Origin of the sequence: Mesorhizobium sp. Root695 (assembly GCF_001428185.1) — a bacterium.
In the GTDB taxonomy this organism is placed as follows: domain Bacteria; phylum Pseudomonadota; class Alphaproteobacteria; order Rhizobiales; family Rhizobiaceae; genus Mesorhizobium.
In genome coordinates, this window is the sequence record NZ_LMHO01000008.1 from 50,907 (window position 1) to 72,635 (window position 21,729).

A 21,729-nucleotide genomic window follows, 5' to 3' on the forward strand; every position below is an offset into this window, starting at 1 on the left:
GTCGTCAGGCGGCCTTTTCCTTGGCCTTGCGCGGCAGGTGGGCGACGATGTTCTCGATGATGCGCATGCCGGCATTGTGGCCGAGCGTCATGATCGATTCCGGGTGGAACTGGACCGCGGCGATCGGTTCCTTGCGGTGCTCAAAGGCCATGATGACGCCGTCCTCGGTTTCGGCCGTGACGATGAAATCGTCGGGCAGGCGCACCGGATCGGCGAAGATCGAGTGGTAGCGGCCGACGGTGACTTCCTTGGGCAGGCCGGAGAAGATGATGCCCGGCTTGGAGACGCGGATGCGCGACGGCTTGCCGTGCATCGGTATGTGCAACTGCCTCAGTTCGCCGCCATAAGCTTCGGCCAGCGCCTGCAGGCCAAGGCAGACGCCGAAGATAGGCAGGTCGCGGGCGCGCGCCCGTCTGATGGTGGCGGCGCAGTCGAAATCCTTCGGCGTGCCGGGGCCGGGCGACAGCACGACAAGGTCGGGCTTCAGCCGGTCGAACACTTCCTCCGGAACCGGCGTGCGCACGGTCGAGACATTGGCGCCGGTCTGGCGGAAATAATTGGCCAGCGTGTGGACGAAACTGTCCTCGTGGTCGACGAGCAGGATGTTGACGCCGTCGCCGACGGGCGCGGTGGTGCGCTCGGTGCTGGCGGAATTGCCCGTCTTGGCGTCGCGAATGGCGGAGAGCATGGCGGATGCCTTCAGTTCGGTTTCGGCTTCTTCTTCCTCGGGAATGCTGTCGAAGAGCAATGTGGCGCCGGCGCGCACTTCGGCAATGCCGTCCTTGATGCGGATGGTGCGCAAGGTAAGGCCGGTGTTCATGTCACCGTTGAAATTGACCATGCCGATCGCGCCGCCATACCAGGCGCGCGGGCTCTTCTCGTTCTGTTCGATGAAACGCATGGCCCACAGTTTCGGCGCGCCGGTGACGGTGACCGCCCAGGCGTGCGACAGGAAGGCGTCGAAGGCGTCCATGCCTTCGCGCAGGCGGCCTTCGATGTGATCGACCGTGTGGATCAGGCGCGAATACATCTCGATCTGGCGGCGGCCGATGACGCGCACCGAGCCCGGCTCGCAGACCCGCGACTTGTCGTTGCGGTCGACGTCCGAGCACATGGTCAGCTCGGATTCGTCCTTCTTCGAGTTGAGCAGTTTCAGGATCTGCTCGGAGTCCGAAATGGCATCATCGCCGCGCTTGATGGTGCCCGAGATCGGGCAGGTCTCGACGCGGCGGCCGTTGACGCGCACGAACATTTCCGGCGAGGCACCGATCAGATATTCGCCTTCGCCCAGATTGATGAAGAAGGAATAGGGCGAGGGGTTGATGGCCTTCAGCTTGCGCGAAATCTCGGATGGCTGCGTCTCGCAGCGCTCATAGAACATCTGGCCGGGCACGACCTCGAACAGGTCGCCTCGCTTGAAGGAATCCATCGCCTTGCGAACCAGATCGGCATATTCGCCAGGTTCATGGTCCCCGCGCGGCGGGATGCGGTCGGGGCTCTTGAACGGCTCGGAAATTCCGTCGCGCGGCAGCCCCTCGGTCGAAAACCCGTCGCCGGCATAGTCGTAGCGGTCGGTCCAGGCCTTGGCCGAATAGTGGTCGACGACCAGGATCTCGTCGGGCAGGAACAGCACCAGGTCGCGCTGGCTCGGCTTGCGCTCGAGCTTGTAGTCGACCGGGTCGAACTGGAAGGCGAGGTCGTAGCCGAAAGCGCCGTAGAGACCAAGATTGGCGTCTTCCTCGGTCTTGAACAGAGCGGTGATGGCGCGCAGCACGGTAAACACCGAGGGGACGCGGCTGCGCTCCTCTTCGGTGAAGACGCGACCAGGCTTGGCGACGTCGAGGCGGATGAGTTTTTTCGACGTCTCGGCGATGGTGACATCGGCCAGGCTGGCGAGCGCCTTGCCGATGACCGGCAACAGCGCATCGCCACGGCCGTTCAGCGCCTCGATACGCATGGCGCGGCCACGTGCTGAGATGACCAGCGGCGGATCGATGATGGCGGTGTCCCAGCGCGTGTAGCGGCCGGGATATTCATAGTTGGAGGAAAACACGGCGCCGCGGCGTGAATTCAGGCCGTCGACATAGGAGTCGATCGCGCCAGCATAGGGCCGATCGTGGCGCTCGCGGGTGATGGTGATGCCACCCGCGGTCACGAAACTTTCCGCCCCGTTTTCCAGAACCTTCATCGTCATTGCCGTCTCCATCAGCTTCTTGGGGCAACGGACCCGGGAATGGCTTGAAAAAAACAAATGGCCGCCCGGACTTTCCGTTGCGGCCACCCTCTCTTTTCACGCGCACGTGTTCGAACAGGCCGCTGTCAGCAGGCCCACCACCAAATGGTCTTGGTCGAACGCATGTTCATGGCGAAATCCATAGCTGCGAAAAGGAGGATGCGCAACAGGTTTGAAAGTCTGTCCGGTGGCCGCCCCTTCTGCACTTCATGGCACATCGCCAGAGTTGTCAGTCCCGCCTAGATTGTACATTCAACAACAGGAAGACGGGACAACAACCATGACCGAGCAGATCGAGCGCGCACGGACGTTCCATTCCCTTCACGTCAAGGGAAATCCGATCGTTCTCTACAATGCCTGGGATCCGGGCTCGGCCAAGATCGTCGAGAAGGCGGGCGCCAAGGCGATCGCCACCGGAAGCTGGCCGGTTGCGGCCGCGTTCGGCTACGCTGATGGCGAGAAAATCCCGCTGGAGCTGGCGCTCGACAACATCAAGCGCATCGTCGCTGCCGTCGACCTGCCGGTGACCATGGACCTCGAGGGTGGTTACGGCGTCGATCCGGAAATCGTCGCTCGCACGGTAACGTTGGCACTGCGGGCCGGTGCCATTGGTTTCAATTTCGAAGACCAGATTGTTGGTGGCAGCGGCCTGCATGACATTGCTGTCCAGGTAAAACGCATCGAAGCAGCGGCGGCAGCCGTCAAGGCCTCCGGCATACCGGCGTTCATCAACGCTCGAACCGACATCTTCCTCAAGGCGAAACCGGATGCGCATGATGACGTCCTGCTCGACCAGGCCATCGAGCGCGCACAGGCCTTCGAAAAAGCCGGTGCGCACGGCTTCTTTGCGCCGGGTCTTGGCGATGAGGGCCTGATCGAGACGCTCTGCAAGGCAATTGCGTTGCCGGTCAACATCATCGCGCTGGCGCATGTGCCGTCGCGCCGGCGGCTGGCGGAACTGGGTGTCGCCCGAATCAGCCACGGCCCGGTGCCTTACCGGCAGATGGCGGAATGGCTGGAGGCCAAGGCGCGACTGGCGATTTCCGGATAGGCTGGAGTTAGTCCTCCAGCGTCCCTGATCGAGCGTCGGTGCTCTTCTTGTCGCCGACCAGCTTCAGAAGATCCTCGCCGGCGCGGATGATGCGGCGGGAGCGCCGGGTCAGGATGATGCCGTCCTGCGGTGCGAAGACTTCGGTGCGGCCATCGGTTTCACCCGGTGCATGGACGATGGTGGCGAGGCGCGCGCCCTTGGCGACGCGGTCGCCGGGCTTCACATCGTAGAGCACAGCACCCGCCCGGGGCGCCGGCATCATGTCGATGTTCTCCAGGGGCGCGACGGTGCCGGTGAAGGGACCCGGCGCGGGTACGGCGCTGTCGGTGATCACACCGCGCGCCACCAGCAGCCGGTAGAGGCCTTCGGCATCAGAGGCGGCCAGGGCGCCGTCGACATCGAGGATGCCGCGATATTCGACCGTGGTGGCGACACGGCGGTCAAGCTTGGCCACGCCATCGGGAACGTTCTGGTAGGGCATGATCGAGGCGCCCTCGAAAGTGCCGTCGGTGTCTTCGCTCCACAGCACGACCGCGTCGACGCCCATGGCGGCGGCGCAATCGGCCATGGCCGGCCACAGGCTGGTGTGGATGTAGAGATAGGCGAGGCCTTCGTCATCGCAGTGCAGGTCGAGCACGATGTCATGGCCGAGCGACAATTGCACCAGCCGGGTCTTGAGCCGCTGGTCAACCGTACCAAGGGTGGTGTCGGGCAACAGGGCTGTGTCGGGGGCGGCGAGCAGCGGAAAGCCGCGGTTGAAATTGGTTCGGGTACCGAGATGAAAGCGGCCCTGATGCTCGCCGAAATGATATTGCGCCCGGCCGATCGGGTTGGCCCAGGGCACGATGGTGAGGTTACCCTTGATACGGCCTTCGGCTTGCGCCTTATCGAGCATCGGCATCAGCGCGTCGATGGCGACGACGCCCGGCAACTCACCGGCATGGAGCGCTGCCTGCAGATAGGCCGAAGGGGCCGCCTTGTCCGCGCCCGCGAAGCGGAACAGCGGGAATTCGTAAGAAACCCCTTCGCTTTGGCCGGCGATGCGCTCGATCGATTTCTGCATGACTTTCTCCTTCAAGAGCGAGAAGACATGCCCATTTGAAGCTGCCGATGTCGATTGGTCCAGCCTCTCGCGCTATGGGCGCAGCTATTCCGCGGGAGCCTGAACCGGAATGACCGGCGCGCGCCGGTCCAGCGCCTGCGACAGCACTGCGACGGTGACCGCCAACAGGGCAAGTGCTGCGCCGACCAGCGGCAGATTCGCATAGGAAACGCCGGCGGAAAGGGCCACGCCGCCGATCCAGGCGCCGCTGGCATTGCCGACATTGAAGGCGCCCTGGTTCAGCGTGGCGGCGAGGTTCGGCCCTTCCGAGGCCGCCTCGACGACGCGGATTTGCAGCGGCGGGACGACGACGAAGATCAGCAGACCCCAGAGGAAGACGATGCCGACAGCGACATTCGCGATGGCGCCGAACTGCATGAAACCGACGAATAGGAACGCCATCGAAATCAGCGTGCCGATCACCGTCGGCATCAATTTCCAGTCGGCGAGCCTGCCGCCAATGATGTTGCCGATGGTCATGCCGGCGCCGAACAGCAGCAGCACCCAGGTGACCGCAGAGGTTGACAGGCCGGAGACGTCGGTGAGGTAGGGCTTGATGAAGGTGAAGACGGCAAACAGGCTGGCCGACGCAAGGGCTGCGATCAACATCGCCAGCCACACCTGCAGTTTGCCCAGCACGCGCAGCTCGCCGCGCAGGCCGCCGCTGCTCGGTTCAGCGACATCGGACGGCACCAGCCAGGCGATGGCCGCGACCGAGATCAGGCCGATGCCGACCACGGCGATGAATGTGGAGCGCCAGCCGAAGGCTTCGCCAAGCGCGGTGCCGGCGGGAACGCCCAGGATGTTTGAAAGGGTCAGGCCGGCGAACATCATCGCCATGGCGCTGGCGCGCTTGTTGCGTGGCACCAGGCTCGCGGCAACAACCGAGCCGATGCCGAAGAAGGCGCCGTGGCCGAAGGCGGTGAAGACGCGCGCCGCCATCAAGAGCCAGTAGTTGGGGGCGATGGCGCAGAACAGGTTGCCGACGACGAACAGTGCGGCCAGCCCAACCAGCACCGGCTTGCGCGGCAAATGCGCGGTGGCCATGGCGACAATCGGAGCGCCGAAGACAACGCCGAGCGCATAGGCGGTGACCAGCAAGCCCGCCGAAGGGATTGACACGCCTAGGTCTGCGGCGACCTCGGGCAGCAAGCCCATGATGACGAATTCGGTGGTGCCGATGCAGAAGGACGCAATGGCAAGCGCAAGGATCGGCAAGGGCATGGAGCGTCCAGACTGAATCGGTTCAAATTGAGACTGAACGAAGGAACGGCGCCATACGCAAGCGCCATTGCCGCATTGCAGCGATGCAGAAAGGGAATAGCTTGGAAATGGCTGCGGGCCATCAAACCAGCGGCTTCAGCTCCTGGGCAATGGTCGGCAGCAACTCCGAGACATTTGGGTGGATATGCACGGCGCGTGCCAGCGTGTCGACGGGTGCCTTGGCGTACATCAGGTCGAGGACGCAATGCACCGCCTCGTCGCCGCCGGGGCCGAGCACCGAGCAGCCGAGGATCTGCCTGGTGTCGGCATCGACCAGGATCTTCATGAAGCCCTGCGTCTCGCCTTTTTCGACGGCGCGGCCGACGCGGGTCATCGGCCGCTGGCCGACCAGTGCGCGACGGCCGGACTTCTTCACCGCGGCCTCGGTCATGCCACAGCGGCCGAGCGGCGGGTCGATGTAGAGCGCATAAGCTTCGATGCGATCACTGACCTTGCGCGGATCGTTGTCGAGCAGGTTGGCTGCGACAATCTCATAGTCGTTGTAGGAGGTGTGGGTGAAGGCGCCCTTGCCGTTGCAGTCGCCCATCGCCCAGATGCCGGGCACGCTGGTGCGCAGGTGGTCGTCGACGGTGACGAAGCCGCGCTTGTCGACATCGACGCCGGCCTTGTCGAGGCCGAGGTCGTCGGTGTTGGGCGTCCGTCCCAGAGCCAGCAGCACGTGCGAGCCGACAGCCGGTGGCTTGCCGGCCGAGAAGGTTACGGCAATGTCCTTGCCCTGTTTGGCGAAAGCGATGTCGTCGGCGCCAAGGTGAACGGCGATGCCTTCGTTTTCGAGGATCGACAGGATGGCGGCCGAGACGTCCTCGTCCTCGCGGCCGGTCAGGCGCGGGCTCTTCTCGATGACGGTGACTTCTGAGCCAAAGCGGCGGAACATCTGCGCGAATTCGAGCGAGATGTAGCTGCCGCCGACGACAACGAGATGGCGCGGCAGCACGTCGAGATCCATCATCGAGGAATTGGTCAGATAGTCGATGTCGTGAATGCCGGGCAGGTCCGGTACCGAGGCGCGGCCGCCTGTGTTGAGGAAGATTTTTTCGGCGGTCAAAAGGTCGTCGCCGACGCGCACCGTGTTGGTGGATTCGAAACGCGCGTGGCCGCGATAGAGCGTGCATTTGTCCATGCCGGCGATCCAGGTTTCGAGCCCGGTGCGCGCGTCGATCGTCACCTTGTCCTTGCGCGCCTTGATCCTGGCATAGTCGACCCCGACCGGGCCACCGAGCGTCACGCCGTAGTCGGCGGCGCGGCGGGCGAGATGCGCGGCATAGGCGCTGGCAACCATGGTCTTGGTCGGCATGCAGCCGGTGTTGACACAGGTGCCGCCGACCAGCTTGCGCTCGATCAGCGCCACGCTCATGCCGGCGGCATTCAGCCGGCCGGCCAGCGGAGGGCCGGCCTGTCCGGCGCCGATGATGATGGCGTCGAAGGTTTCGGCCGTCATGCCACCGCCGCTACGATCAGCAGGCCGCCGATGATCGCCACCGCGTCCTCGATGAAGGCGGCGGGCTGATCCTTGCCGAAGGCGGCCGCCAGCCGGCCGCGTGCTTCGGCGCCGCCCAGCGTGCCGATGACAGCGCCGATGGCGCCGGCGATCAGGCCGCCGATGGTGGCGCCACTGGTGGCGCCGATCACCGCGCCGGTGAAAGCGCCCATGATGATGCGGGCGCCGAATTGCTGCGGCACTTTGCGGCTCGGCGTCGACGGCAGTTGGTCGGTGACCAGCTCGACGATGGCCAGGATGGTGAAGATGCCGACGGCGGCCCAATGGCTCATGAAACTGGCCCAGGTGCCGGCAACCGGCAGCCAGCCGAGCCAGGCGCCCCAGGCGACGGCGGCCGGCGCGGTCATGGCGCGAAGACCGGCAATGACGCCGATCAGAAGTGCGAGAACATACAGCATGGTTGATCCCCCTCGATCACCGGGCCAGGACAGTCCGGAAAAAGCAGGCTAGCATAGGTCCGGCATTTGACCAGCGCATGACTTCGAAAATGCGAATGGATTTTTGCGCGGTGCTGCCGGATGCTGGCACTTTCCCGTTCACCGCAATTGTGCTTTGGCAAAGACGTCACAGGGAGACATCGTCATGGCTGGAAGCGAGCGCGCAAAGATGGCGGCCGGCGAATGGTACACGTGCCTCGATGACGAACTGGAGGCATTGCGGGTAATAGCGCGCGACGCGGTGTTCGAACACAATTGCCTGCCGCCGCTGCAGCGCGGCAACCTCGGGCCAGGTTTGAGAGCACTGCTCGGCAAAGCCGGCGAGGGCGACCGCATCGAGGCGCCGTTCCACTGCGCCTATGGCTTCAACATCTTTCTCGGAGACGGCGTCTTCCTCAATGCCGGCTGCACCATCCTCGACACAGCGAGCGTGCGCATCGGCAAGGGAACGCTGCTCGGCCCCAATGTGCAGATCTATTGCGCCGAGCATCACAAGGAGGCCATTGGGCGGCGGGCGGGACTGGAGATCGCCAGGCCGGTCGAGATCGGCGCCAATGCCTGGATCGGCGGCTCAGCCGTCATCCTTGGCGGCGTCAGCATCGGTGAAGGCGCCATTGTCGGCGCCGGCGCGGTGGTGACGCGCGACGTGGCCGCGAACACCACGGTGGTCGGCAATCCGGCGCGGGCGGTCAAGCGGGATTAAGGGATCAAGACGACAGCGCCATGCGCTCGTCCTGGTCGGCCTGCCTGGAGAATTCGCGCCGATATTGCGCCGGCGAAGTCCTCAGCCTTGCGGCGAAATGCTGTCGCAGCGAGGTGGCGCTGCCGAAGCCGGCTTCGAAGGCCACCATGTCCATCGATTTCTCCGTTGCCTCCAGCAACCTTTGCGCCAGTTCGATCCGCTGGCCGGTCAACCATTCGCCGAAACTGCTGCCGATCGATTTCTGAAAGCGGCGGGTGAAAGTGCGCCGCGTCAGGCCGGCGGCCTCGGCGACGCTGTCCAGGCTATGCGTCTCACCGAGCGCCGCACGAACCGCGTCGAGGGCCTGGGTGAAACGGTCGGCGTCCGCGCTCCTCGCCACCGGATGCTCGATGAATTGCGCCTGCCCGCCCTGCCGATGCGGGGAAAGCACGATCTGGCGGGCGAGCCGCAGTGCAGCTTCCGCGCCATAGCGGGCGCGCACGATGTGGAGACAGCAGTCGAGGCCGGCGGCGACGCCGGCCGACGTCACGACATCGCCATTGTCGACATAAAGCACCGTGGCATCAACAGAGATGTCGGGATGGAGTTTTTGCAGCCGCTCTGAATAGGCCCAATGCGTCGCGGCACGGCGGCCAGAAAGCAGCCCAGCCGCGGCAATGGCGAAGGTTCCCAGGCAGAGGCCGACAATCAAGGCACCGCGCCCGTGCGCCTGGCGCAGCGCCTCCATCAACAGCGGCGATACCGGTTCGCCCAGATGATGCCAGCTTGGAATGATGACGATGTCGGCGTCGTCGAGCCCTTCGAGCCCATGCGGCGCGGCAACGGTCAAGCCGGCCTCGGTGTGGATCGGCCCGGCCTTGACCGCGCAGATGCGGAAGTCGAAGCGCGGTAGGCCAAGCGCCGTCCTGTTCTCGCCGAAGACCAGGCACGGCACGGAGAGATGGAACGGGCTGATGCCGTCGAAGGCGAGGACGGCAATGATCGGGTCGGTCATGGGCGCTTCCGGCAGTTGAAAGCGGATTGTCCCAATTCTTTCGAACGATGTCAATCAGGCCACTTTTGATTGTCTGGCAACCCGCCTATTTTCGCCCCATCGCATTCAAGCCGGAAAGGAAAACACCATGTCTGACCCAGCCAACACCACGCCGCGCCGGGCATTGATCGTCGTCGATGTGCAGAATGACTATGACGGCGGCAATCTCGCCATCCAGCATCCGCCGTTCCGTGACAGCGTCGTCCATGTGGCGCGGGCGATGGATGCAGCAGCCGCGGCCGGCATCAAGGTGGTGGTCGTCAAGCAGATGGCCCCCGAGACATCGCCGATCTTCGCCAAGGGCAGCCATGGCGGCGAGTTGCACCCCGAAATCGCCAGGCGTGAGCGCGACCATTATGTCGAGAAGAACCTGCCCTCCGCCTTCACCGGCACCGATCTGGAGGACTGGCTGCGCGCCAATGCCATCGATACGATCACGGTGGTCGGCTACATGACGCACAATTGCGACCTGTCGACCGTCATCCACGCGGTGCATATGGGCTTTGCCGTCGAGTTCCTGTCGGATGCGACCGGCTCGGTGCCTTACGCCAACAGCGCCGGCTACGCCTCGGCCGAGGAGATCCACCGCGTGGTGACGATCATCCTGCAGTCGCGCTTCGCCGCCGTGCTCAAGACCGCCGAATGGGTCGAGTGCCTGAAAACCGGCACACTGCCGGAACGCGACACGATCTTCGGCTCCAACCAGCGGGCGCTGTCGCGCAGCGCCGCGTAGGACTATCCGAAAACAGAGAGGGCGCCGCATCGCTGCGGCGCCCTTGTTTGTTTGGAATTGAGGGATTTTAGAACAGGCCTTCGATCTGGCCGGCCTCGTTGAGGAAAATCTTTTCCGAGGACGGCGCCCTGGGCAGACCGGGCATGGTCATGACCTCGCCGCAGATGATGACGACGAAGCCGGCGCCAGCCGAAAGCCTGACCTCGCGCACCGGCACGGTGTGGCCGGTCGGTGCGCCGCGCAGGTTCGGGTCGGTCGAGAACGAGTACTGCGTCTTGGCCATACACACCGGCAGGTGGCCATAGCCGGCCTGCTCCCAGGCGTGCAACTGGTCGCGCACCGACTTGTCGGCGATCGCTTCCGAGCCGCGATAGATGCGCTGGACGATGGTGTTGATCTTCTCGAACAGCGGCATGGCATCGGGATAGAGCGGCGCGAACTGCGAGGCGCCGGATTCGGCCAGCGCCACCACCTTGTTGGCGAGATCCTCGATGCCGGCCGAGCCATGGGCCCAGTGCTTGCACAGGATGNGGATAGAGCGGCGCGAACTGCGAGGCGCCGGATTCGGCCAGCGCCACCACCTTGTTGGCGAGATCCTCGATGCCGGCCGAGCCATGGGCCCAGTGCTTGCACAGGATCGCCTCCTCGCCCATCGAGGCGACATAGTCCTTCATCGCCTGGATCTCGGCGTCGGTGTCGGAATAGAAGTGGTTGATGGCAACCACCGCCGGCACGCCGAACTGGCGGATGTTCTCGATGTGGCGGCCGAGGTTGGCGCAGCCCTTCTTCACCGCATCGACGTTTTCCTTGCCGAGGTCTTCCTTCTTGACGCCGCCATTCATCTTCATGGCGCGCACGGTGGCGACGATGACGGCCGCCGCCGGCTTCAGGCCCGCCTTGCGGCACTTGATGTCGAAAAACTTTTCCGCACCCAGGTCGGCGCCGAAGCCGGCTTCGGTGACGACGTAGTCGGCGAGCTTGAGCGCCGTTGTGGTGGCGACGACCGAGTTGCAGCCATGGGCGATGTTGGCGAACGGGCCGCCATGGACGAAGGCCGGGTTGTTCTCCAGCGTCTGCACCAGGTTGGGCTGCATGGCGTCCTTCAACAGCACGGCCATGGCGCCGTCGGCCTTGAGGTCGCGGGCATAGACCGCCGACTTGTCGCGGCGGTAGGCGACGATGATGTCGCCGAGGCGCTTTTCAAGGTCCTTCAGGTCAGTGGACAGGCACAGGATCGCCATCACTTCCGAAGCGACGGTGATGTCGAAGCCGGCTTCACGCGGGAAGCCGTTGGCGACACCGCCGAGCGAGCAGATGATTTCGCGCAGCGCCCGGTCGTTCATGTCCATGACTCGGCGCCAGACGACGCGGCGGGTGTCGATGCCGAGCTCATTGCCCCAGTAGATGTGGTTGTCGATCAGCGCCGAAAGCAGGTTGTGCGCCGTGGTGATGGCGTGGAAGTCGCCGGTGAAGTGGAGGTTCATGTCCTCCATCGGCACGACCTGCGCATAGCCGCCGCCGGCGGCACCACCCTTGACGCCGAAATTCGGGCCGAGCGAGGCCTCGCGGATGCAGACGATCGCCTTCTTGCCTATGCGGTTCAGGCCGTCGCCGAGGCCAACCGTGGTCGTGGTCTTGCCTTCGCCGGCTGGCGTCGGGTTGATGGCGGTGACGAGGATCAGCTTGCCGTCCTTGTTGCCCTTCACCGACTTGATGAATTCGGCTGATATCTTGGCCTTGTCGTGGCCGTAGGGCAGCAGGTGTTCGGTCGGGATGCCGATCTTCTGGCCGATCTCCTGGATCTGCTTTTTCTTGGCGCCGCGCGCGATCTCGATGTCGGACTTCACTTCGGCCATGACGGCTTTCCTCTGGATTGGACGGTGGAGGGGACGGGTTTAATCTTACTGGCAAGCAGGTTGGAACCGGGCGCGGGCATGTTCTAACCCTGTCGCTGCCGCGGCGTCAACTTGCATGCAACTATGTTTCCTATGAAGAAAATTCCTCCGCGGACCGGCCGACCTGTCATCGGTTCTTCCTGGCTCCGTTGCCGCGCCGTATAGAAGCCAGAGGACGCGTCGCTCCGCCGTCTCAAAACAGCCGCACAATGCACGGAATGCGACAGAGGCGACGGCGCAAATTCGCCATCGCATGCCTAAAGCGCCTCGCGCTTCAGGCTCTTATTTTATGCATGTCGTTCTCCCGAAACCGGGACCACTTTTGGGCGACATGCATTGGGCTGAACAGTCTTATTGCATCAGAACGTTGCTGATTTCGACCATGTTGGAGCGCACCCTGAGCACGTAGAAGCCCATCGTCGTCAGATGCGTCGGCAACAGCCAGCCATCCTCGCGGCCATTGGCGATGATGAAGGGCTGAATCTTCAGCGCCGAAACGAACTGCGAGTCCATCGTGTCCCACAGGTTCTGCAGATGCTTTTCCTTGATGACGTCCTCGAAGTCGGCCTGAGCGCCCTTCATCAGGCCGTAATAGCCATACAACTGGCCATAAGCGAACCAGTAGCGGTCGTCGGCGCGGAAGTCGAACCAGCCATTGTTGTGGTTCTCGGCGCGTTCCTTGAGGATCGCCGACGTCGAGCCGATGTCGGACGAGATACGGTCGATATATTGTTTCAGATTGTCGGCGCGGGCGTCGAAAGTCGCCTGGCAGGTGGCAAGGCGAGCGTTGAAGGAACGCAACATGCGCACGGCATCGCGGTAATAGCTTGGCGTCGGCGTCTTGGGGCCGAACGGGTTCAGGCCGAAATACCAGGTCTCCTCGTCGAACTGCAAGTTGCCGCGGGCATTCTGCAGATCGCTGTCGATCTGCGATGTGGTGCGAACGCGGCCGAGATTGTCGGCGAGTTCGGTCGCGGTGCGTCGCACCGCCTGGTTGATGCCGCGCTGGAACGAGGCCTTGTTGTCCATCCATGGCGTGTGGTCCCAGTCGATGCCGAACAGGCCAAGCTTGTAGAGGATCATCGACGAGATCCAGGCATTCTGGTTGACGTTGAAGTCGGTCAGGTCGGCGGCAATCTGGGCAATGCCAGAGTTGCCGCAGGTCTTGGCGGTGTCCGTGCCGGCGCCTGCGGCAACCTGTTCGCCGGCGGAGACATTGCGCTTCTCGAACGTGTAGGTGTCAGGATAGTTCGGGTTGAAATTGTTCCACCACTGGGTGGCGTAGAAGAAATTGGCGTAGAGGCCGATCAGCACCAGCAGAGCGACGCCGACCGCCGCCTTGAGGATCCAGCCGCGCTGCGTGTACCAGCGCCCGGCCCACAGGAACGGCCACAGGATCACGCCGATCACAAGCCCGATGCCGCGGCCGATCCACTGGAAAATCCGGGTGAAGAAGTTCACGATCGGATCGAGCATGGCAATGTTACCCCTCAAAGCATGATGCCAAAAAGTTGCAGACTTCTTGGATAACATCATGCGCCAAAACAACAAGTTAGAACGAAATAACGGCTCATTTCGTTCTAGCCAGTCAGGCCGTAGAGGCGTGTGCGAAACGCCACCTTGTCCTTCAAATATGTGGTTTTGAGAACGTCCACAACATGCGATCGCCAGGCGTCGCTGAAGCCGTCATAGTCCTTGTAGAAGCCCTGCTTGTTGAAGACGTAGCGCGAGACGAAGTCCGACGGCACGAAATCCGAGATCAGCCGATTGGTCAGCCAGGCGTCGGGATGATCAGGCTTGGCGCGGATCACCAGGAAGCGCTGCTGCGGGAAGACATCCTCGATCTTGAGGTGGCCGAGCTGGGAGATCTCGCGCTTGGCGGCGTTGAGGAAGGGGAAATTGCCGTCCCTGGTGATCAGGTCGGCATGGCTCTGGATCCAGGTCTGCAGCCAGACCTTGTCGACATCGGTCAGGTTGCGGTCCGGCTCGGCATCGCGGATCAGCGCGCGCACCACCATCTCGGCGCGGTGCTCGAGATAGCCCGAGGCCTCGACCCAGGAGGCACGAGGCAGCTCGATGCGGCCGGTGGTGGCGAGGAACTTGAACACCTTGTCGGCGTCGTTGATCGGGAGATAGCTGACCTGCCACGGCCGTGAACGGCGGAAGCCGGGTGCTGCCGGATCGCTGATCACCGTCGTCATATCAGGGTCGACGAACACATAGAGGCCGCCGAAATGGCTGGTCCAGTAGGCGTTGTGGCGGAAGATCACCTGGTCCGGCACCAGCGCGTTCTCGCGGATGTCGCCGCAGATCTTGGCGAGGTCCACCATGCGGGTCAGCATGGCACTGTCGCGCCATGCGTCGGGCTCCTGCTTCAGCCGGTCGACGAGCTTGCCGAGTTCGGCGGCCTTGCCCAGCACATCCTCGGCCGACAGCACCTTGAACTCGACCTGGTTGATCGACAGCAGGTCCTCGATGTCGTTGACCTTGGGAACGGAATCCTCGATCTCGCCGTAGATGACGTCCTTGATCGTCAGCGCGTCAATGGCGCGCTGGTTCTTGGACATGAACTCAAACATCAGCTGCGAGGTGTTGGAGAAGGCTGTGTGCACCACCGGCAGGTCGATCTGCGACGGCGTCAGGATGATGAAACGGCGGTTGACCTCGTTGGGATCGAGATAGTCGTAGTCGTCGCATTCCTCGGCCACTTCGGGCGAGAAGCCGGTGCGGTCGATCTGGAAGCTTTTCAGCTTGGTCGGCTTCAAGCCGAATGCGGCGAGCGCCTTGTTGTAGCGCTGGATCAGATGCGGCTCGTCGACCGTCAGCAGCCGCCCATAGATCAGCTCATTGTCGCGCAGAAGATCGGGTTTCTTGGCGTGGGTCATTGCCTACCTCTAGGCATTCCATAGCCCCTTCTTCTTCATCTCCTCCATCTCGCGCGCGGCCCGTTCGCGCAGGCGTGCGTCGCGCAGCAGTTTTTGCACCGCGGAGTCGTCGGACTTGTCGGAGTAGCGGAACTCCGAGTCGGCGTAGCGGTTGATCTCCTGCATGACCATGTCCATCGAGAACGGCCCGCGCAGTTCTTCGATCATCGCTTTCTTCTCGTCGTAGGCCCTATGCATGAAGACTTCCGGCTTCTCGAACCAGTCGTCGGGAAGCTCGATGTCCATGGCGCGCATCTTGATGGCGTCGGTAACGTTCTTGATGGCGCGGCCGGTGAAGCGGGGCTCGGCATCCTTGATCAGGTGCAGATAGGTGCCGATGTCGGCCATCGATTTCGGCGCGCCGTTCTCCTTCATGTAGCGCTCGTAGACCTTGATCAGCCCGTCTTCTTGCGGCTTCTCGTGCTCCTCATAGGCCTCCGTCACGGCGCGCTGGATTTCCTGCGCGGCGTACAGATCGTGGTCGCCGAGCGGGATCTTGTGGTTCTTGCCGGCGAGCAGCACGAAGATGTCGATGTAATCGTCTCGCGACTGCGGTCCGTCGACCAACCAGCGGGCACCGGCGCGCTGGCGCAGCGCGTCGTCGACATTTTCGGGATAATTGGAGAACATGCCGAACGAGCAGTTGCCGCGCACCACGGTGGCGGCACCGGCGAAGGCATCCATCAGAACGCCGGTTATTTCCTGCTGGCCGGCCGAGGCGCGGTCGTCGGAACGGCGCGCCGCCACCTGGTCGATGTCGTCGATGGTGCCGAAGCCGATGACGCGCGGATTGAGCACATTGTTGATGAACTGGCGGCAGTTCTGGCCCGACTTGCCCTGGTAGGACGAGATCTGGTCGACGCCGAAATTCTCGTAGGCGAAGGGATAGCCAGCGACCTGGCAGTAGCCGTTGACGAGGCCGGCGATCATCTGGATCAGCGTCGTCTTGCCGGTGCCGGGCGCGCCGTCGCCGATGAAGGTGAACAGGAAGCCGCCAAGCTCCACGAACGGGTTCAGTTCGCGCTCGAAATCGTAGGCCATCAGCATCTTGGCAAGCTTGACCGACTGGTATTTGGCGATGTGGTTGCCGACGACCTCTTCCGGCTTCTTGAAGGTCATCACCAGCGGCTTGGAGCGCTTGCCCGGTGCGACGTCGAAACCATCGAGGGTGAAATCGTCGGCATCGATGCGGATATGGGCGTTCTCGAACGGACCGATGCCGTCGAAGCGACCCTTGCGCGCCAGAAGCCCGTCGATGGCGACGCGGGCAAAGGCACGCGCCCTTGTCAGCAGGTCGGCGTCGTCGGACGAGCCTGAGATCGTCTTGTCGAGACCGGCGAGGATCGACTTCACCGCATCCTGCGGTGTGTCGAACAGAAAATCGGGCTCGGGAATGTCGTTGGGCGCCTCGCCGTCGCTGTCGATCAGCTGGAACAGATAGGAGGCGAGGCTGAAGGCGGAGATGTAAGCGGAGGCCGACAGAAGCTTCTTGAAGGTGGATGCCTCGTCGCCTTCGAGCGGGGCGCGCGTGTTCTTGGCCTGCAGGCTTTCGAGGTCGGAGCCTTCGGCAAAGACGTCCGATATTGCCAGCGCGATCGCCGTGCCGCGCCGGGCGCGGAACAGGAGCGTGTGCTGCGGGATGGTCAGCAACTGGTCGTCGGGATGGACGGCGCCGACGGTTTTCGACAGCTCGACCTCGCGCGTGCGGCGCACTGAACCGACCGAGACGGTCGAAACGAAGCGGCGGTTGGTGCCGGCAAGTGCGGTGCCGGACTCGCGTGACGGATCCTCCAGCACGACAATGCGGGTGATGAAGCTCTGCGCGGTTGCGCGGTGCTTCTCGATGGCGGCTTCCGGTATGGTGGTCAGGCCGGTATCCATGAAGAGTGCTCCGTGGTGTGACGGTCAGACGTCTGAGATGACCTGTCCATTGGACAGGATGTGAACCTTGTAGCCGGCAAAAATCTTCTGCGCCTCGCCGGCGGCGTAGAGCGCCTGATACGCCTCGTGCGGGATCAGCGCATGGTTTTCGTAGCTCGACACGCCCTGGCGCGCGGCTTCCAGATCGTCGGTGTTGATGTAGAATTCCTGCGTGGTCTTCTCGCTCGAAAACAGGCCTTTGCGGCCGGGCTTCTCGCTCTTTGAATAGACCTCCTGGATGGTCCAGGTCAGGAGCCAGGCATTTTCCGGCTTGCGCACCTTGGCCAGAACTTCGGTCACCGTCGAATTGTTGTCGGTAATGCCCGCCGAATAGAACGGGCCGAGCACAACGCGGCGCAGCTGCTTGGGGTGCAGCGGCTCGAAATCCTTGTCGAGGTTGACCGCGATGGTCGCCGGCGACAGCGTATAGGCAGAGTTCTTCTCGGTGAAGTCGTCGAAACGATGGGCAAGCTCGGGATTGAGCAGGCCGTCGACCGGCAGCGGAATGTCGATCGTCTCGTTCAGCTTGCCGTTTCTGTCGACAAGCTGGCGGATCATGGCGTCGGAGGAATCCTCCACCGTCACCATGTAGACCAGAGGCAGGTTGGCGCTGCCGTCGAACGTCGCCCAGTGGACGAGATAATATGGCCGCCCCGTCTTCGGGTTGACCGAGACCTTGGCCGTCTGCGCCAGGGTGAACGGGCCGAAGGTGTTCTCGCTTTTCACGTCCTCGAGATAGAGCCGCTCGGCCATCGACTTCTGCAGCGCCTCGGGGAACTCCTTGTGGCGCAGGATGAAGTCGGCCATTTCCTCGCGCAACTCGCCGGCCAACGGAATGTTGGCAAGCCGCGCGTCGGCCTGGCGGCGGTCGTTTTCCAGTTCGAGCAGGTTCTGGAAGACCGGGAAGCCGCTCTCGGCGCGTGAAATGCGGAACGTGTCTATGAAGCCAAGCCGATTGCGCCAGCAGGAAAACGACTTGTCGAGCCGGGCGATGTATTCGGCGACGATCTTGGCGACAATGCCATGCCGGTAGAGCGGCGAGCGATCGTCGCGCATGAACACTTCAAGGCCGCTGAGCGCGGCCGTGATGGCGGAGAAATACCGTGCCGCGGCTTCGTTTTCGGGGGTCATGCCTGTGCGCTCGCGGGCAGTCCTGTTACCCCTAAGACTGCACGTAATTTGCGGAATTGTGCTTTTTCAGCACCTCGTCGAAGCGGCGGGCGAAGGCATCGTCGGCCAGCTTCTTGCGGCGCTGGATGTCGGCGGTGGCGACCATGTTCTTCTCGTGCATCTCAAGCAGGTCGCCGATGTGCTTTTGCGAAGCAGCACCGATGCCGGCCATGGTTTCCTCGGCGGTGTTGTCGACCTGGCTGCCCAGCGTGTTGATCTTGTGGGCGACGTCCTGCTGGGCGGCGGTCTTCAGCGAATCTTCCAGGGCCTTGTAGAGTACGATGCGCTGCTCGGTATCGATGGTCAGCTTGTTGATCAGCGTCGACTGCGCGGCGATCTGGTTGTTGAGCGAATCGACGAAGGTCTGGAACATCGAGGTGTAGCGCTCGAGCGTCTGGCTCTCGGCCAGCAGTTCCTGCTCCTTCGCCTGCTTTTCGTTGTATTCCGTCGCCAGCTTGGAGCGGTCGCCTTCGAGCTGCGTGCGCTCCTTCTGGCTGGTCGAAGCGGCGATCTTGTTTTCGATGTCGAGAAGCATCGGATTGAGTTCCTCGATCCGCTTCTGCACGGCCTCAAGGTTGGTCATTGTGGTCTTGCGGCGCTCGATGACCTGCGACAGGCTGGTCTCGGAGGTCTTGTAACGCTGATCGAGGACTTCTTTCTGCGCCTTCAGGATGCCGACGATGGTGTCGGATTTGACCAGCAGTTCCTGCAGATTTCCGGCCAGCGACATGTTGCGGACGCGATCGGTGCGCATGCGCTGCTTGCTCTGGCTGGAGAAGACGCCGACGAATTTTTCCCAGCCGGTGTAGTTCTTCATGCTCTCGAACTCGGCGCCGAAGACGTTGGTGGCGTCCTCCAGCCCGATGATCAGGTCGGCGATGTTGCCTTCCATCACCTTCTGCTGTTTCAGCACGTCCTCGATGCGGGCGTTCTCGATGTCGAAATTGGCGTCGCCGATCTTCTTGTCGGCGGTGGCGAGCGTATCAAGCACGGTGCCGGACTGCTCGATCTTGGTGCGCATGTCCTGCACGACCTGCTTGGTCTTGGCAATTTCGGCATCGAAATTCTGCAATGTCGCCATTGGGGCCTCCCGCTTCGGCATCAGGTCGCTGGTCGCGAACAGCGGCGAATATATGTGGGGCATTCGGGGATTGAAAGACGCAAGACAACACCCACCCTGAAAACAAAAGAATCCGTCGCGGTCTTGAAAGTCAATGAAGGCGAGGTCATGGCGTGATTAGCTTGCCGGCCAGGCATAGTTCAGCTGTCATTGAACTTTCATGCCGCAAAGCGACGGCGCGCGAATGCCTTTGTATTCGGCAAACCACTGCAGCAATCGCGGCCGCGATATGCGACGCGAAAGCCAGCTTTACAGAGCTGACGAACAGCGGATCAGGGCTTGGGATCGGCCTTCAGATAGGCGATGACATTGGCGATGTCGTCGTCTTTGGTCAGGCCGGCAAAAGCCATCTTGTTGCCGGGCACTTTCAGCTTGGGGGCCTTGAGATACTCGGCGAGATTGGCTTCATCCCAGACCAGGCCGGCTGCACCGGCACTCTTCATCGCCTCGGAGTAGTGACCTAGGAAGCTCTCGGCGCTACCGGCGGTGCGGCCGACGACGCCCATCAAATGCGGGCCGACCTTGTCGCGGTCGGTGGCCGCTTCGTGACAGGCCATGCACCGGTTGAAGACCTTCTTGCCCAGGGCCGGGTCACCGCCGGCATGGGCGGCAAGCGAGGTGACAAGGAGAAGAATGCTGGCGGATGAAGCGGCTCGAAACATGGCTGACCCCGGAGAGCTCTGGCTGGCGGCCTTATAGGACCGAGGCCTTAACAAACGCTGCATCGTTGCGGCATTGCAGAAGACAGGCCACGACAATGGTATTGCAAGTCAGGCCTGCTGGGCCAGGTCGCGGCGCAGGAAATCATTCAGCCGTTCGACCGCCGGCGTCGTCGACAGCGGGTTGCGCAGAATGCCGATTTCGAGGTCCGGCAGCACCGGAAGCCCTTCATTGCCGCCGACGATGCGCAGCGACGGCGGCACGCTGCGCAGGGCGAGGCCAGCCACCGCGAGCCCGGCCTGGACGACCGCGATCAGGCCCAGCAGAGATGCGCTCGAATAGGTGCAGCGGTAGGAGCGGTCGGCATCGCCAAGCGCTTGCAGGACATTCATCCTTGCGGCGCAGCCTGGTTCGAACAAGGCGACCGGAAGCGGGTCGGTCTGCCAGGCGACATGGTTAGGCGAGGCGACCCAGACGAAGCGCTCCAGCCGGATCACGTCGAGCGACTGCTCCGGCAAGCGGGTGACGATGGCCAGATCCAGCCGCCCCTCCGCCAGCGTCTTCACTAGCGCCGTCGACTGTTCGCAGATCAATTCCACCGTCACCAGGGGATGCTCCTCCGCAAAGCGCGACAGCACGGGTGGCAAGAGGAAGGCCGCATAGTCGTCCGGGACACCCAGACGGACGCTGCCGGTCTCCTTCGGCCGGGTGACGCTCGCCCATGCCTCATCGGAAAGCTTCAGCAACCGGCGCGCATAGATCAGGAAATCCTCGCCGATGGCATTGGGAGTGACCGTTCTGGGACCACGCACCAGAAGCTGGTTGCCAACCATCTCCTCCAGCCGCTGCATCTGCATGCTGACGGCCGACTGGCTGCGGCCGACGCGAGGCGCTGCATTGGAAAGGCTGCCGCTCTCGACGACGGCGACGAAGGTTTTCAGCAGATTGAGGTCGAGTGGCACGGCCATGGTGCTATCAGCATATCGAATAGATCATTCCAAATCTATTCGCTTGTTTGAAGGCCGTGCCGGTGACCAGATGGCTGGAGTACAGCTGGACGAACACCCTATGGCAGACGCATCGACAGCCCGCTTTCCGGCCGCGAACCTCGCTTTGGCGATGGTGATCGCTGGCACGGTCGGCGCCTTCGTCACGGAATCGGGGCTGCATCCCGTCACCGTCGTCTTCTGGCGGTGCGTGTTCGGAGCGATCTTCCTTTTCGCATGGTGTCTGTTGCGCGGCTATCTGCCGGACCGGACGCTGTCGCCGTCCCGGCTTGCCCTTGCAGCACTTGCCGGCGTCTGCATGGTGCTGAGCTGGACGGCCTTCTTCGCCGGCTTCGCCATGACGTCGATCGCGACGACGACGATCGTCTACCATGTCCAGCCGTTCTTCGTGGTTATGATCGGCGTCATCTTTCTCAAGGAGCGCATCTCACTCGACCAACTGCTGTGGATGATCGGGGCGTTTCTCGGCGTCGTGCTGGCCAGCGGCCTCGTGGTCGCGCACGGCCATCCCGATGCCAGCTGGGCGCTGGGCATTGCGCTGACGCTGGGCGCAGCCTTGCTCTATGCCGTTGCAACGATCCTCGCCAAAGGCCTTGGCCAGCAGCGCGCCGAGATCACCGTGCTTTGCCAGACGGTGGTGGGTATCGTCATGCTCGCCCCGTTCGCGGACATCGGCCAACATATTGCGCCTGCGTCATGGGGCTGGCTGCTCGGCATCGGCGTGCTGCACACCGGCATTGCCTATGCGTTGATGAATTCGGCCTTCCCACGCCTGACGACACCGGTGATCGGCGTGATCACTTTTATCTACCCGGTCGTCGCCATCATCGTCGACTGGGCGATCTATGGGCATCCGCTCGGACCGGCGCAGGCTGCAGGCATGGCGCTTATCGCACTGGCAACGCTTGGCGTGCGGCTCGGTTGGCGGTTTCCGAAGTGGCGTGTCTCGACTGTGTGAG

18 protein-coding genes and 1 pseudogene are annotated in these 21,729 nt (G+C 63.0%); 4 read left to right on the forward strand and 15 right to left on the reverse strand.

Going from position 1 to position 21,729, the window contains the following annotated elements; genetic code table 11:
- Positions 1-4: 4 nt before the first annotated feature.
- A complete protein-coding gene (locus ASD99_RS09850) occupies positions 5-2,194 on the reverse strand; it encodes an anthranilate synthase (protein WP_057143509.1) in 2,190 nt (729 codons plus the stop codon).
- A 319-nt stretch (positions 2,195-2,513) separates the two neighbouring features.
- Here ASD99_RS09850 and ASD99_RS09855 point away from each other — a divergent pair, with 319 nt between their 5' ends.
- Entirely contained in the window at positions 2,514-3,284 is a 771-nt protein-coding gene (locus ASD99_RS09855; protein ID WP_057143449.1) for an isocitrate lyase/PEP mutase family protein, read from the forward strand.
- Positions 3,285-3,291: 7 nt separating this feature from the next.
- Here ASD99_RS09855 and ASD99_RS09860 read toward each other — a convergent pair whose 3' ends face one another.
- From ASD99_RS09860 to ASD99_RS09875, 4 genes are all read right to left on the reverse strand, one after another.
- Positions 3,292-4,347: a succinylglutamate desuccinylase/aspartoacylase family protein gene (locus tag ASD99_RS09860; protein ID WP_057143510.1), complete on the reverse strand. Its 1,056-nt coding sequence runs from the start codon at positions 4,345-4,347 to the stop codon at positions 3,292-3,294.
- Positions 4,348-4,431: 84 nt separating this feature from the next.
- Positions 4,432-5,610 carry an MFS transporter gene (locus tag ASD99_RS09865; protein WP_057143450.1) on the reverse strand — a complete coding sequence of 393 codons (1,179 nt, stop codon included), beginning with the start codon at positions 5,608-5,610 and terminating at the stop codon, positions 4,432-4,434.
- 121 nt (positions 5,611-5,731) lie between these two features.
- A complete protein-coding gene (locus ASD99_RS09870; RefSeq protein ID WP_057143451.1) occupies positions 5,732-7,108 on the reverse strand; it encodes an FAD-containing oxidoreductase in 1,377 nt (458 codons plus the stop codon).
- Positions 7,105-7,566 carry a hypothetical protein gene (locus ASD99_RS09875; protein ID WP_056595805.1) on the reverse strand — a complete coding sequence of 154 codons (462 nt, stop codon included), beginning with the start codon at positions 7,564-7,566 and terminating at the stop codon, positions 7,105-7,107. Before ASD99_RS09875 ends, ASD99_RS09870 begins: the two co-directional genes overlap by 4 nt.
- A 184-nt stretch (positions 7,567-7,750) precedes the next feature.
- Here ASD99_RS09875 and ASD99_RS09880 point away from each other — a divergent pair, with 184 nt between their 5' ends.
- Positions 7,751-8,308 (forward strand): sugar O-acetyltransferase, encoded by a 558-nt coding sequence (locus ASD99_RS09880; RefSeq protein WP_057143452.1) that lies wholly within the window; start codon positions 7,751-7,753, stop codon positions 8,306-8,308.
- Between the two features lie 4 nt (positions 8,309-8,312).
- On the opposite strand, the gene ASD99_RS09885 is transcribed toward ASD99_RS09880, so the two are convergent.
- Positions 8,313-9,302 (reverse strand): GlxA family transcriptional regulator, encoded by a 990-nt coding sequence (locus ASD99_RS09885; RefSeq protein ID WP_057143453.1) that lies wholly within the window; start codon positions 9,300-9,302, stop codon positions 8,313-8,315.
- Between the two features lie 127 nt (positions 9,303-9,429).
- On the opposite strand from ASD99_RS09885, the gene ASD99_RS09890 reads away from it, so the two are divergent.
- The gene (locus tag ASD99_RS09890) at positions 9,430-10,074 is read left to right on the forward strand and encodes a cysteine hydrolase family protein (protein ID WP_056595796.1); all 645 of its coding nucleotides are present in this window, start codon (positions 9,430-9,432) and stop codon (positions 10,072-10,074) included.
- A 67-nt stretch (positions 10,075-10,141) separates the two neighbouring features.
- Here ASD99_RS09890 and ASD99_RS32020 read toward each other — a convergent pair.
- The 9 genes and pseudogenes from ASD99_RS32020 to ASD99_RS09930 form a co-directional block, all read right to left on the reverse strand.
- Positions 10,142-10,604 (reverse strand): formate--tetrahydrofolate ligase (locus tag ASD99_RS32020; RefSeq protein ID WP_156388963.1); only part of this gene is annotated, 463 nt, incomplete at its 5' end.
- A 1-nt stretch (position 10,605) separates the two neighbouring features.
- Positions 10,606-11,930 (reverse strand): annotated as a pseudogene (locus tag ASD99_RS09895) (formate--tetrahydrofolate ligase); the annotation flags it as partial.
- Between the two features lie 390 nt (positions 11,931-12,320).
- Positions 12,321-13,445 (reverse strand): DUF2333 family protein, encoded by a 1,125-nt coding sequence (locus ASD99_RS09900; protein WP_056595789.1) that lies wholly within the window; start codon positions 13,443-13,445, stop codon positions 12,321-12,323.
- A gap of 104 nt (positions 13,446-13,549) precedes the next feature.
- The gene (locus tag ASD99_RS09905; protein WP_057143454.1) at positions 13,550-14,854 is read right to left on the reverse strand and encodes a DUF6638 family protein; all 1,305 of its coding nucleotides are present in this window, start codon (positions 14,852-14,854) and stop codon (positions 13,550-13,552) included.
- A 9-nt stretch (positions 14,855-14,863) separates the two neighbouring features.
- The gene (locus ASD99_RS09910; protein WP_056595782.1) at positions 14,864-16,774 is read right to left on the reverse strand and encodes an AAA family ATPase; all 1,911 of its coding nucleotides are present in this window, start codon (positions 16,772-16,774) and stop codon (positions 14,864-14,866) included.
- A 24-nt stretch (positions 16,775-16,798) separates the two neighbouring features.
- On the reverse strand, positions 16,799-17,944 hold the full coding sequence (locus tag ASD99_RS09915; protein ID WP_057143455.1) for a hypothetical protein: 1,146 nt from the start codon (positions 17,942-17,944) through the stop codon (positions 16,799-16,801).
- 31 nt (positions 17,945-17,975) lie between these two features.
- Positions 17,976-19,064 carry a hypothetical protein gene (locus ASD99_RS09920; RefSeq protein ID WP_056595777.1) on the reverse strand — a complete coding sequence of 363 codons (1,089 nt, stop codon included), beginning with the start codon at positions 19,062-19,064 and terminating at the stop codon, positions 17,976-17,978.
- 311 nt (positions 19,065-19,375) lie between these two features.
- Positions 19,376-19,765, reverse strand: a complete 390-nt coding sequence (locus ASD99_RS09925; protein ID WP_057143456.1) for a c-type cytochrome — start codon at positions 19,763-19,765, stop codon at positions 19,376-19,378.
- Between the two features lie 108 nt (positions 19,766-19,873).
- Positions 19,874-20,731 carry a LysR substrate-binding domain-containing protein gene (locus tag ASD99_RS09930; RefSeq protein WP_057143457.1) on the reverse strand — a complete coding sequence of 286 codons (858 nt, stop codon included), beginning with the start codon at positions 20,729-20,731 and terminating at the stop codon, positions 19,874-19,876.
- Between the two features lie 100 nt (positions 20,732-20,831).
- On the opposite strand from ASD99_RS09930, the gene ASD99_RS09935 reads away from it, so the two are divergent.
- A complete protein-coding gene (locus tag ASD99_RS09935; RefSeq protein WP_056595768.1) occupies positions 20,832-21,728 on the forward strand; it encodes a DMT family transporter in 897 nt (298 codons plus the stop codon).
- Position 21,729 lies beyond the last annotated feature (1 nt).

Bases quoted from the DNA above. Each gene is read 5' to 3' on its own strand.
- ASD99_RS09875 (WP_056595805.1), bottom strand. From the start codon at position 7,566: ATGCTGTATGTTCTCGCACTTCTGATCGGCGTCATTGCCGGTCTTCGC.
- ASD99_RS09890 (WP_056595796.1), top strand. From the start codon at position 9,430: ATGTCTGACCCAGCCAACACCACGCCGCGCCGGGCATTGATCGTCGTC.
- ASD99_RS09935 (WP_056595768.1), top strand. From the start codon at position 20,832: ATGGCAGACGCATCGACAGCCCGCTTTCCGGCCGCGAACCTCGCTTTG.
- ASD99_RS09915 (WP_057143455.1), bottom strand. From the start codon at position 17,944: ATGACCCCCGAAAACGAAGCCGCGGCACGGTATTTCTCCGCCATCACG.
- ASD99_RS09885 (WP_057143453.1), bottom strand. From the start codon at position 9,302: ATGACCGACCCGATCATTGCCGTCCTCGCCTTCGACGGCATCAGCCCG.
- ASD99_RS09930 (WP_057143457.1), bottom strand. From the start codon at position 20,731: ATGGCCGTGCCACTCGACCTCAATCTGCTGAAAACCTTCGTCGCCGTC.
- ASD99_RS09920 (WP_056595777.1), bottom strand. From the start codon at position 19,064: ATGGCGACATTGCAGAATTTCGATGCCGAAATTGCCAAGACCAAGCAG.
- ASD99_RS09880 (WP_057143452.1), top strand. From the start codon at position 7,751: ATGGCTGGAAGCGAGCGCGCAAAGATGGCGGCCGGCGAATGGTACACG.
- ASD99_RS09900 (WP_056595789.1), bottom strand. From the start codon at position 13,445: ATGCTCGATCCGATCGTGAACTTCTTCACCCGGATTTTCCAGTGGATC.
- ASD99_RS09905 (WP_057143454.1), bottom strand. From the start codon at position 14,854: ATGACCCACGCCAAGAAACCCGATCTTCTGCGCGACAATGAGCTGATC.
- ASD99_RS09860 (WP_057143510.1), bottom strand. From the start codon at position 4,347: ATGCAGAAATCGATCGAGCGCATCGCCGGCCAAAGCGAAGGGGTTTCT.
- ASD99_RS09910 (WP_056595782.1), bottom strand. From the start codon at position 16,774: ATGGATACCGGCCTGACCACCATACCGGAAGCCGCCATCGAGAAGCAC.
- ASD99_RS09925 (WP_057143456.1), bottom strand. From the start codon at position 19,765: ATGTTTCGAGCCGCTTCATCCGCCAGCATTCTTCTCCTTGTCACCTCG.
- ASD99_RS09865 (WP_057143450.1), bottom strand. From the start codon at position 5,610: ATGCCCTTGCCGATCCTTGCGCTTGCCATTGCGTCCTTCTGCATCGGC.
- ASD99_RS09850 (WP_057143509.1), bottom strand. From the start codon at position 2,194: ATGACGATGAAGGTTCTGGAAAACGGGGCGGAAAGTTTCGTGACCGCG.
- ASD99_RS09855 (WP_057143449.1), top strand. From the start codon at position 2,514: ATGACCGAGCAGATCGAGCGCGCACGGACGTTCCATTCCCTTCACGTC.
- ASD99_RS09870 (WP_057143451.1), bottom strand. From the start codon at position 7,108: ATGACGGCCGAAACCTTCGACGCCATCATCATCGGCGCCGGACAGGCC.